This window comes from Streptomyces sp. PA03-5A (assembly GCF_033792725.1).
Taxonomy (GTDB): domain Bacteria; phylum Actinomycetota; class Actinomycetes; order Streptomycetales; family Streptomycetaceae; genus Actinacidiphila.
Window position 1 is genome coordinate 319,739 of sequence record NZ_JARAVL010000003.1, and the last position, 13,827, is coordinate 333,565.

Annotated in this window: 16 protein-coding genes and 1 riboswitch; of the genes, 9 read left to right on the forward strand and 7 right to left on the reverse strand. The window is 72.3% G+C overall.

Going from position 1 to position 13,827, the window contains the following annotated elements:
• The first annotated feature begins 51 nt into the window (after window positions 1-51).
• The gene (locus PV410_RS05850; RefSeq protein ID WP_500322745.1) at window positions 52-264 is read left to right on the forward strand and encodes a hypothetical protein; all 213 of its coding nucleotides are present in this window, start codon (window positions 52-54) and stop codon (window positions 262-264) included.
• 91 nt (window positions 265-355) lie between these two features.
• Here PV410_RS05850 and PV410_RS05855 read toward each other — a convergent pair whose 3' ends face one another.
• From PV410_RS05855 to PV410_RS05870, 4 genes are all read right to left on the reverse strand, one after another.
• Window positions 356-766, reverse strand: coding sequence for a hypothetical protein (locus tag PV410_RS05855; RefSeq protein WP_500322746.1), 411 nt, complete (start codon window positions 764-766; stop codon window positions 356-358).
• 246 nt (window positions 767-1,012) lie between these two features.
• Window positions 1,013-1,912, reverse strand: a complete 900-nt coding sequence (locus PV410_RS05860; RefSeq protein ID WP_500322747.1) for a hypothetical protein — start codon at window positions 1,910-1,912, stop codon at window positions 1,013-1,015.
• Between the two features lie 106 nt (window positions 1,913-2,018).
• Window positions 2,019-2,219, reverse strand: a complete 201-nt coding sequence (locus tag PV410_RS05865; RefSeq protein ID WP_499512497.1) for a DUF397 domain-containing protein — start codon at window positions 2,217-2,219, stop codon at window positions 2,019-2,021.
• Entirely contained in the window at window positions 2,216-3,031 is an 816-nt protein-coding gene (locus PV410_RS05870; protein ID WP_500322749.1) for a helix-turn-helix domain-containing protein, read from the reverse strand. Before PV410_RS05870 ends, PV410_RS05865 begins: the two co-directional genes overlap by 4 nt.
• Before the next feature lie 115 nt (window positions 3,032-3,146).
• On the opposite strand from PV410_RS05870, the gene PV410_RS05875 reads away from it, so the two are divergent.
• Together PV410_RS05875 and PV410_RS05880 are read left to right on the forward strand one after the other, a co-directional pair.
• Window positions 3,147-3,539 (forward strand): ATP-binding protein, encoded by a 393-nt coding sequence (locus PV410_RS05875; protein ID WP_500322750.1) that lies wholly within the window; start codon window positions 3,147-3,149, stop codon window positions 3,537-3,539.
• Entirely contained in the window at window positions 3,536-3,937 is a 402-nt protein-coding gene (locus PV410_RS05880) for a hypothetical protein (protein ID WP_500322751.1), read from the forward strand. Before PV410_RS05875 ends, PV410_RS05880 begins: the two co-directional genes overlap by 4 nt.
• On the opposite strand, the gene PV410_RS05885 is transcribed toward PV410_RS05880, so the two are convergent.
• Window positions 3,934-5,394: an alpha,alpha-trehalose-phosphate synthase (UDP-forming) gene (locus tag PV410_RS05885; protein WP_500322753.1), complete on the reverse strand. Its 1,461-nt coding sequence runs from the start codon at window positions 5,392-5,394 to the stop codon at window positions 3,934-3,936. The two genes, PV410_RS05880 and PV410_RS05885, sit on opposite strands and share 4 nt — an antisense overlap.
• Window positions 5,395-5,653: 259 nt before the next feature.
• The gene (locus PV410_RS05890; RefSeq protein ID WP_499516871.1) at window positions 5,654-6,622 is read right to left on the reverse strand and encodes a glucosyl-3-phosphoglycerate synthase; all 969 of its coding nucleotides are present in this window, start codon (window positions 6,620-6,622) and stop codon (window positions 5,654-5,656) included.
• A 157-nt stretch (window positions 6,623-6,779) separates the two neighbouring features.
• Window positions 6,780-6,907: riboswitch (SAM riboswitch) on the forward strand.
• Between the two features lie 18 nt (window positions 6,908-6,925).
• On the opposite strand from PV410_RS05890, the gene thrC reads away from it, so the two are divergent.
• From thrC to groL, 4 genes are all read left to right on the forward strand, one after another.
• Window positions 6,926-8,212, forward strand: a complete 1,287-nt coding sequence (gene thrC / locus PV410_RS05895) for a threonine synthase (protein WP_500322754.1) — start codon at window positions 6,926-6,928, stop codon at window positions 8,210-8,212.
• Window positions 8,213-8,257: 45 nt separating this feature from the next.
• Complete coding sequence (locus PV410_RS05900; RefSeq protein ID WP_500322755.1) at window positions 8,258-8,536, forward strand: ubiquitin-like small modifier protein 1; 279 nt, start codon at window positions 8,258-8,260, stop codon at window positions 8,534-8,536.
• Window positions 8,537-8,961: 425 nt separating this feature from the next.
• Window positions 8,962-9,168 carry a cold-shock protein gene (locus PV410_RS05905; protein WP_005486335.1) on the forward strand — a complete coding sequence of 69 codons (207 nt, stop codon included), beginning with the start codon at window positions 8,962-8,964 and terminating at the stop codon, window positions 9,166-9,168.
• Between the two features lie 361 nt (window positions 9,169-9,529).
• Window positions 9,530-11,152: a chaperonin GroEL gene (groL, locus tag PV410_RS05910; protein ID WP_499512491.1), complete on the forward strand. Its 1,623-nt coding sequence runs from the start codon at window positions 9,530-9,532 to the stop codon at window positions 11,150-11,152.
• A gap of 94 nt (window positions 11,153-11,246) precedes the next feature.
• Here the strand turns inward: groL and PV410_RS05915 are convergent, their stop codons facing one another.
• Complete coding sequence (locus tag PV410_RS05915; protein ID WP_500322756.1) at window positions 11,247-11,948, reverse strand: copper homeostasis protein CutC; 702 nt, start codon at window positions 11,946-11,948, stop codon at window positions 11,247-11,249.
• Window positions 11,949-12,000: 52 nt separating this feature from the next.
• On the opposite strand from PV410_RS05915, the gene PV410_RS05920 reads away from it, so the two are divergent.
• Together PV410_RS05920 and PV410_RS05925 are read left to right on the forward strand one after the other, a co-directional pair.
• Window positions 12,001-12,687, forward strand: coding sequence for an HD domain-containing protein (locus PV410_RS05920; RefSeq protein WP_500322767.1), 687 nt, complete (start codon window positions 12,001-12,003; stop codon window positions 12,685-12,687).
• Window positions 12,688-12,779: 92 nt separating this feature from the next.
• Window positions 12,780-13,391 carry a maleylpyruvate isomerase family mycothiol-dependent enzyme gene (locus PV410_RS05925; RefSeq protein ID WP_500322757.1) on the forward strand — a complete coding sequence of 204 codons (612 nt, stop codon included), beginning with the start codon at window positions 12,780-12,782 and terminating at the stop codon, window positions 13,389-13,391.
• Window positions 13,392-13,827: the final 436 nt, after the last annotated feature.

The window sequence follows — 13,827 nt, forward strand, 5'->3', positions numbered from 1 at the left end:
GGCGACTTTCGCCGACAGCCCGCGCGGGCGCGGGCTCCCTAGCCTCGTGGCATGAAGGGTTTCCTCGGCTTCCTCGGCTTCGTGCTGCTCTCCCAGGGCATCGGCGGCATCGCCTACGAGCTCACCGGCGGCTGGTTCCGTCTGTGGGCGCTGACCCACCGGATCGGCTTCCTGGACGGTTACGAGATCTACGTGTGCGTCCTCCTGCTCGTCCTCGGCGTTGCGGTCCTCTCCCTCGCGGAGGCGGCGGGCAAGCGCTCCTGACGCCCGGTCGCGCCCGGTCGCGCACGGCCCGCCCCGGTCCCCCGTTCCTGTGCGACGGGGGCCGGGGCGGTGGCACATGTAGGGGGTCGGGTCACCAGTTGTTGTTGTCGCGGACGATCGCTGCGCACTCCACGACGGCGCGGGCGGTGGGGATGGGGGTGGTCATGCCGTTCCTGTTCCGGACGGTGACCGTCCAGCCGTTGCCGGACCGCTGGCTCGTCAGCACGCTCAGGTCGCTGTTGCTGAGGACGAAGCCGCCGCCGGTGACCTCGGTGCGCGAGGGGCAGCGCGCCGAGACGGTCTGCGTGGCGCCCGAGGGCACGGTGGAGAGGACACCCAGGAACTCGGCGGTCCTCAGCCGCCCGAAGTTGTCCCGGTTGCCGCCGCCCTGGACGGGGTTCGAGGCGGCGTCGTCGGCGACCGCGGCGGTGCGCGCGGTGGCGGAGGCGTGGGTGGGACCGGCGAATGCGGTGGTCGTGACGACCGCTGCGGCGACCGTCATGGCTCCGGCGACACCCCAAAGCACCTTATGACGGGGTCGACCGGACATGGTCTTCTTCGCTCGTATGTTCATCTCTCTGCCTTCGAAGATGACGGAAGGAGCTCGCTCCGGGTCGAAGCGATTGCGCTCATCGTCACCTTGTGCGAGGTGTTCCGCACTTTGGGTGACCAAAGAGGATGAACGGTGCCCGCTCGACGATCTGACGGAGCGGCGGTGCGACGCTCGGTCAGCATGCAGGAACGGGCCTCAGATGACGCCGGTGACCGCCCGGGGCTTCACGTGTGGCCGCTGCCGCACGATGCCCGCGCGGACCAGCGAGGCGCCGCGCGGAGCACCCGACGGGGCGTCGGATGCGGGGGCGGCGGTGGAGCAGGGCGGGCAGGGGCCGGTACGGCCAGGGGGCAGCGGGTCGCCGCAGCCGGGGCATTCGGGGAGCGGGGCCGCAGGGGCGGCGGGGTCGCGGGCGGGGCGCGGTGCGGGGAGCTTGTCGCGCAGGCGCCGGGCGATGAAGCCGGCGGGGGAGTGCACGGCGGGCGGCAGCCCGGAGGACAGGGCGGTGCCCAGCTCCAGCTCGCTCGCGCCGTGTGTCAGCCAGCGGGCGGCGAGCGGGGCCAGCCGGGCCGCCTCGGCGACGCCCAGGGCGAGCCTGGCCTCCCGCCGCCCGAGGCGGTGCAGCGCGGCCGCCGCGCGGGCGACCAGCGGCTCGTCGGCGGGGGGTCCGGGGTGGGAGGTGTTCTCCTCCCTGTTCTCCCCCTTGGGGGATGCGCCGACGGCCCGTACGGACGGCGCACCGGCGGTCGGGAGGCTGCCGCTCGGCGCCGCGAAGGCCGCCTCGATCTCCGCGGGGTCGCGCAGCGGCACGTTGGAGACGAGCACCTGGGTGGTCCAGCGGCCGGTCTCGCGGCTCTGCGTGCGGCGGGTGTGCACATAGCCCTCCGCCTCCAGCTGCTGCCGGGCCCGACGCAGGGCGATGCGTCCCTCGGGCATCTTCTCGCCGATGGACTGCAGGGTCTCCCGGGACCCCTCCGGCAGGGAGAGCGCCCACTGCAGCAGCCGTACGGCGGTGCCGTTCAGGCGCGGATGGCGGATGAGGTCGTTCGGCGTCTGGGAGAAGAAACGGGTCGGCGGGATAGCATGGCGGATCATTTGCGGGGCTCCTTCGGATCAAGCCTCGTAGGTGTAGGCCCCCGGCCGGTGTTGGCGCACCACTGGGGGCCGCTTCATGCGCTGGGCACAAAGGGTGATCGGCCGATTACTCTACCGGTGTCCCGGTGTTGTCGGCGACGAAGGAGACGAACGCCGTCCACGCCTCGCCGGTGAAGGCGAGCGCGGGTCCGGCGGGGTCCTTGGAGTCCCGTACGTGCACGGCGCCCGGGGCATGGGCCACCTCGACGCAGGCACCGCCCTCGCTGCCGCTGTAACTGCTCGTGAACCAGGCGAGTTGGGACGTCATAGCTCCCCCGCAATCTGCTCGATCACTCTGGCGGAGTCCCCCACGCTGAGGGCCTGTGAGCGGATCATCGCATAGCGCTGGTGGAGTTTGCTGACCTCGTCCCGGCCGTCCGCCAGCACGCTGCGGCCCTGGACTTCGAGATAGGCGAGCAGCCGCAGATCGTGGGTCTCCAGCAGGTGCATCGGTCCGTCGAAGCCCGCGTGGGCCTCATGGGAGAGCGGCATCACCTGGACCGTGACGTGGCGCAGCGCCGCGGCCTCCACCAGCCGTTCCAACTGGCGCCGGTGCACCGCCCGTCCGCCGACCGGACGCCGCAGCACCCACTCCTCGATGACGAAGGCGAGCTGCGGCGCGGGGGCACGGGTCAGCAGCGCCTGCCGGGCCAGCCGGGCCCGCACCCGGCGCTCGACCTCCTCCGTCTCCAGGGTCGGACAGTAGGCGCCGAGCACCACGCGGGCGTACTCCTCGGTCTGCAGAAGGCCGTTGATGACGTGAGTGTCGTAGGTGTAGAGGCTCACCACCGCGCGCTCCAGCTCCGCGTACTCCTCGAACCAGGAGGGGAACTCGGCCCGTTCGAGATGACGCGCCGCGGACCGCAGCACCCCGCCGCCGTCGTCCAGCAGGGTTCCCGCCCGCTCCACGAACGCCGGCGGCGGCATCCGCTCGCCGCGCTCGATCTTGACCACCAGCGACTTCGAATAGCCGACGTGCGCGGCCAGTTCGTCGGTCGACACCCCACGGGCCTCCCGCAGGGACCGTGCCACGGAACCGAACATCCGCATGCTGGCCGAGCCCTCGCCCTTCGCGGACACGGCACCACCTCCCCGGTACACACGCCGTACACAGCCGCGGACCGGTCCCGACACAACTGATCCGGGGTCAGGTCCGCCCTGGTCAGGCTAGCCACGGCACGGAACCGTTGGACCCATGACGCAGGAATCTCCACCCGCGGCGGCGATGCGCGTCGTCGCCGAGCCCGCCCGCATCGCCGAGGTCCGCCGGGCCGTACGCGAACAGCTCCGCGCCTGGGGGCGCGAGGACCTGGCGTCCGCCGCCGCGCTGTGCGTCACGGAGATACTCGCCAACGTGCACCGGCACGCGGGATCCCCCGAGTGCGAGCTGACCCTGGACGACCTGGCCGCGGACGGCGTGCGGGCCACGGTCAGCGACCGCTCCCCCGTCCTGCCGGTCCCGGCCCCCGGGCCGCCGGACTGGGCGGCCGAACGCGGGCGCGGCCTGCACCTGATCGCGGCGGCGGCGCACCGGTGGGGCGTGCGGCCGACCCCCGACGGCAAGCAGGTGTGGGTGGTGCTGCGGTGAGGCCCGCCTCGTGGACCTGGCTGGACGACACGGCGTTCGGGCCGGTGGCGTTCCTGCTGCTGGCGCATCCGCACGGGAGCGGGACGGCGGAACTCGCCGCGCTCCTCGGGCTCGCCGAGCCCGGGCGGCGGCTGCCGGAGCTCGGTGAGCGGATCGCCGTCCCGCGTCCCGGGCGGGCCACGGTGCGCGGCCCGGACGGCGGCCCGCTGCTGGAGGTCGCGGCCGGGGACCGGTGGTCCGCCTTCGTCGCGGGCGGCGGACCGGTCGCGCTCGTCGTGGGGCTGGACCCGCTCGCCCGCCGCGCGCCGCTGCCGGAGGTGGAGACCTACCTCGCCCTGGGCACGACCGCCGGACGCATCCGGCTGGGGATCAGCCGGCGGGCGCGCTCACGTTCCTAGCCCAGCGCCCGCAGCTGGTCCAGGAACCACTGCTGCGGGGGGAGCGCCGTCGAGGCCGCCGTGAGTCGCTTGGTGGCCTCGGCCCGTTCGCCGTGCGAGACGGACAGCGCCTGGTGGAGGGCGTTGGCCGTGGCCCGGATGTCGTACGGGTTGACCACGAACGCGTCGTCGGCCAGCTCCTCGTACGCCCCCGCCTCGCGGGAGAGCACCAGCGCCACGCCGTCGTCCGAGACGACCGGGATCTCCTTGGCCACCAGGTTCATGCCGTCGCGGATCGGGTTGACCAGCGCGACGTCCGCCAGGCGGTAGGCGGCCAGGGAGCGCGCGAAGTCGTCCTTGACGTGCAGGACCACCGGCTGCCAGCCCGGCGTGGCGAACTCCTCGTTGATCTCCTCGGCCAGGTCGGAGACCTCGTCCGTGTACTCCCGGTAGACGGCCAGGTCGTGACGGGAGGGGTAGGCGAAGGCGATGTGCACCACGCGCCCCTGCCATTCGGGGTGGTCGCGCAGCAGCTGCGCGTACGCGAGCAGGCCGCGGATGATGTTCTTCGACAGCTCGGTGCGGTCCACGCGCACGATGACCTTGCGGTCCGGACCGCCCACGGCCTCCTGCAGCGACGCCAGGCGCTCGTCCACGTCCGGCTGGTGCGCCCGCTCCCGCAGGAAGTCGGCGTCCGCGCCGAGGCCGTGCACCCCGATCCGCGTGGTGCGGCCCTTGTGGGTGATCGTGAGGCTGCCCTCGTCACGGATGACGGAGGCGCCCAGCACGTCGGCGCAGCACGCGGCGAAGGCGTCCGCCCAGCGCCGGGTCAGGAAGCCGGCCCGGTCGGCGCCGAGGATGCCGCTCAGCACCTCCGCGGCGACGTCGTCGGGCAGCAGGCGGAAGTAGTCCGGCGGGGCCCACGGGGTGTGCGAGAAGTGGCCGATGCGCAGGTCGGGGCGGCGCGAGCGGAGCAGCTGCGGCACCAGCGCCAGGTGGTAGTCCTGCACGAGGACGGCCGCGCCCTGGCCCGCCTCCTCGGCCAGCGCGTCGGCGAAGGCGGCGTTGTACGCCACGTACGCCGCCCACTGCTCGCGGAAGTCCTCGTCGAAGACGGGTTCCAGCGGGGTCTGGAACAGCATGTGGTGGATGAACCACAGCACCGAGTTGGCGATGCCGTTGTAGGCCGACGCGAAGGTGTCCGCCGGGATGTCCAGCATCCGTACGTGCTGGCCGCCGGTGTCGGCGGTGGGCAGCCGGCCCGTGCCCCCGGAACTGCGCAGGACGGCGGCCCGGTCCCCCTCGCCGAGCGCCGCGCAGACCCAGACGGCGTCCGCGTCCGGCCCGATCGCGCTCAGGCCCGACACGAGTCCGCCGCCGCCGCGGCGGGCGGTGAGCGTGCCGTCCTCGCGGAGGCTGTACGACACGGGGCCGCGGTTGGACGCGACCAGTACGCGCGCGGCATGCGATGCGACCATGCGGCCAGCCTAGCCACGCATCCCCGACCGCAAACGTACGAGCTAGCCCAGCCGGGGGTTCCAGCCAGGTTGTGGGCAGGCGGTCCGCCGCCAGGCGTGGGGGCACCCCCAGCGGAGCTGGGGGAGGGTGGGCACAACCTGGCCACGGCGCCGCACCTGTGCGGTACCGCGGGTTGCGTCGGCGTGTGCACGCCGGCGGGTGGGGTGCGCCCACCCGTCCCGCCCAGCGGGGACGACTGCCCGCAACCGGCTTACAACGTCACGCCACCGCGCGGTGGGCGTATTCGGGGACCGTCCGCATCGGGGGACGCTCATCCGTCGCGACCTCGTGGACGCGGGGCTCGAAACCGCCGTCCGGGGAGCGGTCGAACTGCGTGAGGACGGGTCGCACGAGATGGCCCCGGGCCAAGCGGATCTGCGCCGTCCGGTAGATCGCCGCGGCCATGCGGCCCAGTGCCTGGCCGTCCTGGTGCCGGTGGTGCCGGACCCCCACGTCGACCTGGGCCAGCGCGTCGAGCCCGACCGTGTTGAGCGCGTCCACCAGCAGCCCGAGCTCGACCCCGTACCCGACGGGGAACGGCAGCCGCTCCAGCAGCGAGCGGCGCGCCGCGTACTCGCCGCCCAGCGGCTGGACGAAACCCGCCAGCTGCGGCCAGTGCAGGTTGAGCAGCGGCCGCGCGACCAGCTCCGTCACCCGGCCCCCGCCGGCCGGGACCACCGTGCCGCCGGTCTCCAGGGGCCGGTCGTACATCGCCTTGACCAGCTGCACGTCCGGGTCCGTGAGCAGCGGCCCGACGATCCCCGACACGAACCGCGCGTCGAACTCGCGCAGGTCGGAGTCGACGAAGCAGACGATCTCCCCGCGCGTCACGAGCAGCGAGCGCCACAGGACCTCGCCCTTGCCGGGCAGCGCGGGCAGCCGCGGGAGCACCTCGTCCCGGTGGACGACGACCGCGCCCGCGGCCGCGGCGACCTCGGCCGTGCGGTCGGTCGACCCGGAGTCCAGCACGACGAGTTCGTCGACCAGCGGCACCGCCTCGCTCATCAGCTCGCGGCGGATCGTCCCGACGATCGCCCCGACCGTGGCCTCCTCGTCGAGGGCGGGCAGCACGACGCTGACCGTGCCGCGCGCGCCCGCGGCGCGCTTGGCGGCGAGCAGTTGCGGCAGGGGCCTGTGGTCGGCGGTCCAGGACCGCCGCTGCAGCCAGCCGGCCACCTCGTCGAGCACCGGGTTGCTCCGTTTCTGCCCGTCTCGCAGGACGGACGGCCCATGACCAGGTTCGAGGTCGTCGGTTACAGTCTTGAACACGAGGCATGACCATCGTATGTCCGCGGTGATCGCGCCCCGTCCGACAAACGCCCGGGCCCTGCGCCCGGTGCCATACCGCTCATCCAGAGGGGCAGAGGGAACGGCCCGTTGAAGCCCCGGCAACCCTCCCGCCGACCGCGAGGTCCAGGTGGGGAAGGTGCCAATTCCGTCTCGCGGCGAAATGCGCCGTGAGGAAGATGAGGAGAAAGGGCCTCGCCTGACATGGCTGCGCAGACCGTTGCACCCGCGTCCACCGATTCCGCCTTCGGCCCCGCGTCCGCGCTCTCCTGCCGCGAGTGCGGTGAGCGTTTCCCGCTGGAACCCATCTTCGCCTGCGAGGTCTGTTTCGGGCCGCTCGAAGTGGCGTACGACCTCCCGGGCGGCGACCCCGAGACCCTCCGCAAGCGGATCGAGTCCGGGCCGGACAACATCTGGCGCTACGCGCCGCTGCTGCCCGTCCCCGCGGACGTGGCCTCCAAGCCCAACCTCAACCCGGGCTTCACCAAGCTGGTCAAGGCGGACAACCTCGCCCGCGAACTGGGCGTCACCGGCGGCCTGCACATCAAGGACGACTCCGGCAACCCGACCCACTCCTTCAAGGACCGGGTCGTCGCCATCGCCCTGGAGGCCGCCCGCACCTTCGGCCTCACCACCCTGTCCTGCTCCTCCACCGGCAACCTGGCCGGCGCCGTGGGCGCCGCGGCCGCCCGGGCCGGCTTCCGCTCGTGCGTGTTCATCCCGCACGACCTGGAGGAGGGCAAGGTCGTCATGGCCGCGGTCTACGGCGGCGAGCTGGTCGGCATCGAGGGCACCTACGACGACGTCAACCGCTTCTGCAGCGAGCTGATCGGCGACCCGATCGGCGAGGGCTGGGGCTTCGTCAACGTCAACTTGCGCCCCTACTACGGCGAGGGCTCCAAGACGCTCGCGTACGAGATCTGCGAGCAGCTGGGCTGGCGCCTGCCGGACAACATCGTCATCCCGATCGCCTCGGGCTCGCAGCTGACGAAGATCGACAAGGGGCTGCGGGAGCTGATCAAGCTCGGCCTGGTGGCGGAGAAGCCCTACCGCATCTACGGGGCGCAGGCCGAGGGCTGCTCCCCGGTCTCGACCGCCTTCAAGGCCGGCCACGACGTGGTGCGCCCGCAGAAGCCGAACACGATCGCCAAGTCGCTGGCCATCGGCAACCCGGCCGACGGCCCGTACGTGCTGGACATCGCCCGCCGTACGGGCGGCGCCGTCGAGGACGTCACCGACGAGCAGGTGGTGGACGCCATCAAGCTGCTCGCCCGGACCGAGGGGATCTTCGCCGAGACGGCCGGCGGCGTGACGGTCGGCGTGCTGCGCAAGCTCATCGAGAACGGGCAGCTCGACCCGGCCGGTGAGACCGTCGTCCTCAACACCGGCGACGGCCTCAAGACGCTGGACGCCGTCGCACCGACCTCCCGCCCCACGGCCACCATCCGCCCGAGCCTCGACGCGTTCCGCGCCGCCGGCCTGGCGGGCTGACCCCGACCGCACCGGCCGACCCAGACTGAAGGTGAACCCAGCATCATGAGCGCTACCGTCCGCATCCCGACCATCCTCCGCACCTATACCGGCGGCCGTGCCGAGGTCCCCGCCGAGGGCGGCACCCTGGCCGAGGTCATCGACTCGCTGGAGCAGAGCCACCCCGGCATCTCCGCGCGGGTCCTGGACGACACGGGCAAGCTGCGCCGTTTCGTGAACGTCTACGTCAACGACGACGACGTCCGCTTCTCCGAGGGTCTGCAGACCACGGTGGGCGAGGGCGCGTCCGTCTCGATCATCCCGGCGGTCGCCGGAGGCTGCTGAGCCGCACGGCCCGCGGGCGACAGGGGGTGCCGGGGACCACCCGGCACCCCCTGTGTGCGGAGCGGTAGTTGAAGGCCTGTACAGTTGCCCCCGACGGCTCGCAACTCCCTGCAACGCTCTGCGCAACCCCTCTTCCCCGGGGTGGCCTTGTCGACGATTTATCGCCAAATTCACGTCGCGTTTGTCGCGTTGGCCGCTTATGTCCGGTCCGAGTTGCCCTGGATTATTCGCCGATCAGGCTCTTTTTCCGATTCTCTGTGCCCGGAATTCTCGTCCGATTGACCTGTTGCAGACAGCGTCCGGGCAGATACATTCAGCCGCGGTCGACGCGTTCCGGCGCACGCCCCCTTGGCTGTAGGGGGTGAGGTCTGACCCGGGTCCGCGAGGTGCGGGTCTGCGAAGGGCCAGCAATAGGGGAGTTAGGAATGGCTCAGGGCACCGTCAAGTGGTTCAACGCGGAGAAGGGCTACGGCTTCATCGCGGTCGACGGTGGTGCGGACGTCTTCGTGCACTACAGCGCGATCCAGATGGACGGCTACCGCACCCTCGAGGAAGGTCAGCGGGTCGAGTTCGAGATCTCGCAGGGCCAGAAGGGGCCGCAGGCGGACATGGTCCGTCTCGCAGCCGGCTGACGCGCCGCGCATCGGCCACGGAGCACTTTCGCGTACGGCCGCTCAAACGTACGCGTCGAGGCCCGCCCCCGCACGGGGGCGGGCCTTCGTGCTGCCCGGGGCGGCCGCGGACCCGACCTGCAGGTTGTCCACGACCCCGGCCAAGCGGCTTGCACTCTCCTGGGGCGAGTGCTAATCATTGGCGTTAGCACTCTGACGTTGAGAGTGACAAAGGACCGAGTGGGTGAGGCCCGCTCGACCGTCGTAAAGGAACCGGCGGGAGGGCAGGCCGTCCGTCGCGGGCGCCGGCACGGTCCTGGAGTAATCCTTCCCCGCAGCCCTGTGCCGCGGGGGGACCCCAAGTCCGGGAGGACCACTTCACATGGCCAAGATCATCGCGTTCGACGAGGAGGCACGGCGCGGTCTCGAGCGCGGGATGAACCAGCTCGCCGACGCCGTCAAGGTCACCCTTGGCCCCAAGGGCCGCAACGTCGTCCTCGAGAAGAAGTGGGGCGCCCCCACGATCACCAACGATGGTGTGTCCATCGCCAAGGAGATCGAGCTCGAGGACCCGTACGAGAAGATCGGCGCCGAGCTGGTCAAGGAGGTCGCGAAGAAGACGGACGACGTCGCCGGTGACGGCACGACGACCGCGACCGTCCTCGCCCAGGCGCTGGTCCGCGAGGGCCTGCGCAACGTCGCCGCCGGCGCCAACCCGATGGCGCTCAAGCGCGGCATCGAGAAGGCCGTCGAGGCCGTCTCCGCCGCCCTGCTGGAGCAGGCGAAGGACGTGGAGACCAAGGAGCAGATCGCCTCCACCGCCTCCATCTCCGCCGCCGACCCGCAGATCGGCGAGCTCATCGCCGAGGCGATGGACAAGGTCGGCAAGGAAGGCGTCATCACCGTCGAGGAGTCCCAGACCTTCGGTCTGGAGCTGGAGCTCACCGAGGGCATGCGCTTCGACAAGGGCTACATCTCGGCGTACTTCGCCACCGACCTGGAGCGTATGGAGACGTCCTTCGACGACCCGTACATCCTGATCGTCAACTCCAAGATCTCCTCGGTCAAGGACCTGCTCCCGCTGCTGGAGAAGGTCATGCAGTCCGGCAAGCCGCTGCTGATCATCGCCGAGGACGTCGACGGCGAGGCGCTGTCGACCCTGGTCGTCAACAAGATCCGCGGCACCTTCAAGTCCGTCGCGGTCAAGGCCCCGGGCTTCGGCGACCGCCGCAAGGCCATGCTCGGTGACATCGCCATCCTCACCGGTGGCACCGTCATCTCCGAGGAGGTCGGCCTCAAGCTGGAGAACGCCGGTCTCGACCTGCTCGGCCGCGCCCGCAAGGTCGTCGTCACCAAGGACGAGACCACGATCGTGGACGGCGCCGGCGACCAGGACCAGATCCAGGGCCGCGTCAACCAGATCCGTGCCGAGATCGAGAACAGCGACTCGGACTACGACCGCGAGAAGCTCCAGGAGCGTCTGGCGAAGCTGGCCGGCGGCGTGGCCGTCATCAAGGCCGGTGCCGCCACCGAGGTCGAGCTCAAGGAGCGCAAGCACCGCATCGAGGACGCGGTGCGCAACGCCAAGGCCGCCGTCGAGGAGGGCATCGTCGCCGGTGGTGGCGTGGCCCTGCTCCAGGCGTCCAACGTCTTCGAGAAGCTCGAGCTCGACGGCGACGAGGCCACCGGTGCCGCGATCGTGAAGCTGGCCCTGGAGGCCCCGCTGAAGCAGATCGCCGTCAACGCCGGCCTCGAGGGTGGCGTCGTGGTGGAGAAGGTGCGCAACCTGACCCCGGGCCACGGCCTCAACGCCGCCACGGGCGAGTACGTCGACCTGATCGGCGAGGGCATCATCGACCCCGCCAAGGTCACGCGCTCCGCGCTGCAGAACGCGGCCTCCATCGCCGCGCTCTTCCTCACCACCGAGGCCGTCATCGCCGACAAGCCGGAGAAGGCCGCTGCGCCGGCCGGCGGCGGCATGCCCGGCGGTGACATGGACTTCTGATCCTCCGGGATCAGGACTCCGCACCACGGCAGAAGACCGAGGGCGGTACCCCACGCGGGGTACCGCCCTCGGGCGTTTCCGGCTGCCGCCCGGGTCACGGGACGGCGACCGGTGCGTCGAGCAGATCGCGCCAGGTGCGCACCGCCTCGGCGTCGACCGGCCCGGCCCAGCCGCCGGGGCGGACCGCGCCCCCGACGTGGAAGGCGTCGATGCCGCCCGCGAGCAGCCGCGGCAGGTGCTCCGCGCGGAGCCCGCCGCCCACCATGAGCTGGGGCTCGCCGGGACGGCCCGCCTCCGCCAGCAGATGGCCGAGCCCGGCGTCCACCCCGCGCGCGGAGCCCGCCGTGAGGAAGGTGTCCAGCCCGGGCAGCCCGCGCACCGCCGAGCGCACGCCCTCCCGGTCGGCGGAGTGGTCGATGGCACGGTGGAAGGTCCAGCGGGCACCGGAACCGATCGCGTCGACCAGCAGGCGCACGGCGGCCAGGTCCGGCGCGCCCGACGCGTCGAGGAACCCGAGCACGAACTCGTCGGCGCCCTCGCCGCGCAGCGCCGCGGCGGCGGCGCAGAGCGCGTCCGTCTCGCGGGTGCCGCCCACGGCGAAGTCGGCGCGGGCCCGCAGCATCACCCGGACCGGGATGTCCACCGCGGCCCGGACGGCGGCGAAGGTCTCCCGGGACGGCGTCAGGCCGTCCGCGGCCATGTCCGTGACCAGTTCGAGGCGGTCCGCGCCGCCCGTCCGGGCCGCGAGGGCGTCGTCGGCGTCGAGCGCGATCACTTCGAAAATTGGTCTAGACATATCTCTAGGGTGTCACATGCCCGCAGGTGCCCGCGACCCCCCGTACCGCACAATGACCTTCATGGCTGACACCGCACCCGAAACCGGCTCCGCCCTCCTCGCCCGCTGGTGCGACCTGCTGCGCCGCTGCCAGACGGAGTCCGTCGACCCGGTGCCGTACGGCAAGGACCTGATCGCCCGCTGGGCCGAGCCGCACCGCCGCTACCACACCACCACCCACCTCACCGCCGTCCTCGACCACGTCGAGGCCCTCGCCGGGCACGCCGAGGACCCGGACGCCGTGCTGCTCGCCGCCTGGTTCCACGACGCCGTCTACCGGCCCGACCGCTCGGAGAACGAGGAGCGCAGCGCCCGGCTCGCCGAACGCGCGCTCCCCGAGGCCGGGGTCCCGGACGCGATCACCGCCGAGGTCGCCCGCCTGGTCCGGCTCACCGTCACCCACCATCCCGCCGAGGGCGACCGGGACGGCGAGGTCCTCAGCGACGCCGACCTGGCCGTCCTCGCCGGCGACCCCACCGCCTACGCCGAGTACGCGGCCGCCGTTCGCGAGGAGTACGGCTTCGTCCCCGACGACGCCTTCCGCGCCGGCCGCGCCGACGTCCTGCGCCAGCTCCTGCGGCTGCCCCGGCTCTTCCACACGCCGGAGGCGTACGGGCGCTGGGAGGCCACCGCCCGGCGCAACCTCACCACCGAGCTGGAACTGCTCGCCCCCGGCGACGTGGACGACGCCCGTCGATGACTGCGGCGCGAACCGATGACTCCGGTGCGCGCGGGCGGTCTTGTTCCGTGCGGGGAGCCGCCCGCGGCACGCGACGAAGGGGTACGACAGCGATGACCGACGACACGCAGGTGCAGGCCGCCGTCGCGGCCGAGTTCAGGGACCTGGCCGACCTGCTCGACGGGGCCCCCGCCGCGTGGTGGGACACCCCCTCGCTCTGCGAGGGCTGGCGGGTGCGCGAGGTCGTGGCGCACATGACGATGGCGGCGCGCTACTCGCAGGAGGCGTTCATGGCGCTCCTCGCCGAGCACGGCTTCGACTTCACCCGGCTGTCCGACGCCGTCGCCGAGCGGGACGGCGCACTGCCCACCGGGGAACTGGTCGGCTGTCTGCGCTCCGAGGTGATGGGGCGGTGGCAGCCCCCGGGCGGCGGTGCCCACGGCGCGCTCAACCACGTGGTGATCCACGGGCTGGACATCACCGTGCCGCTCGGCACGGGGCGCCGCGTCCCGGGGGAGACCCTCGGCATCCTCCTCGACGACCTCACCGCGGGCGGTGGGCACGCGCACTTCGGCGTCGCCGTCGAGGGCCGGCTGCTGCGGGCCACCGACCAGGACTGGTCGTACGGTTCCGGCCCGGAACTGCGGGGCACCGGCGAGGACCTGGCCCTGGCGATGTGCGGGCGCCGGCTCCCCGCCGGCCGGCTGGAGGGCGAGCCGCTGTGAGCGCCGCCGGGTCGATGCACCTAGGCCGTGTCGTCAAATGCCCGCCTGCTCGGCGACGCCTGGTACGGCACTCCCCCAGCCTTCGGCCGGGGGTGCCCCCACGCTGCGTTGTCGATTCGTCCGAGTAACCCACTACGAGGACGACTCTCCGCCTTGCGATGCACCGCACCAGACGCCGCCGAGCCCGCCCTGCGGGCGGCCGGCGCCCATTTGACGACACCGCCTAGTGTCCTGAGTCGTTGTTTCGCTGCGTAAGTCGGTGGTGGTTCGTCATGATGGGCGGATGGCGAGGACGGGACGGCCGAAGGCCGAGTTGGTGCTGACCGACGATGAGCGCGCGACGTTGACTCGGTGGGCCAGGCGCCGGACGTCTTCGCAGGCCCTGGCCCTGCGGTGTCGAATCGTGCTGGAGTGCGCGAGCGGGGCGTCGAACAAG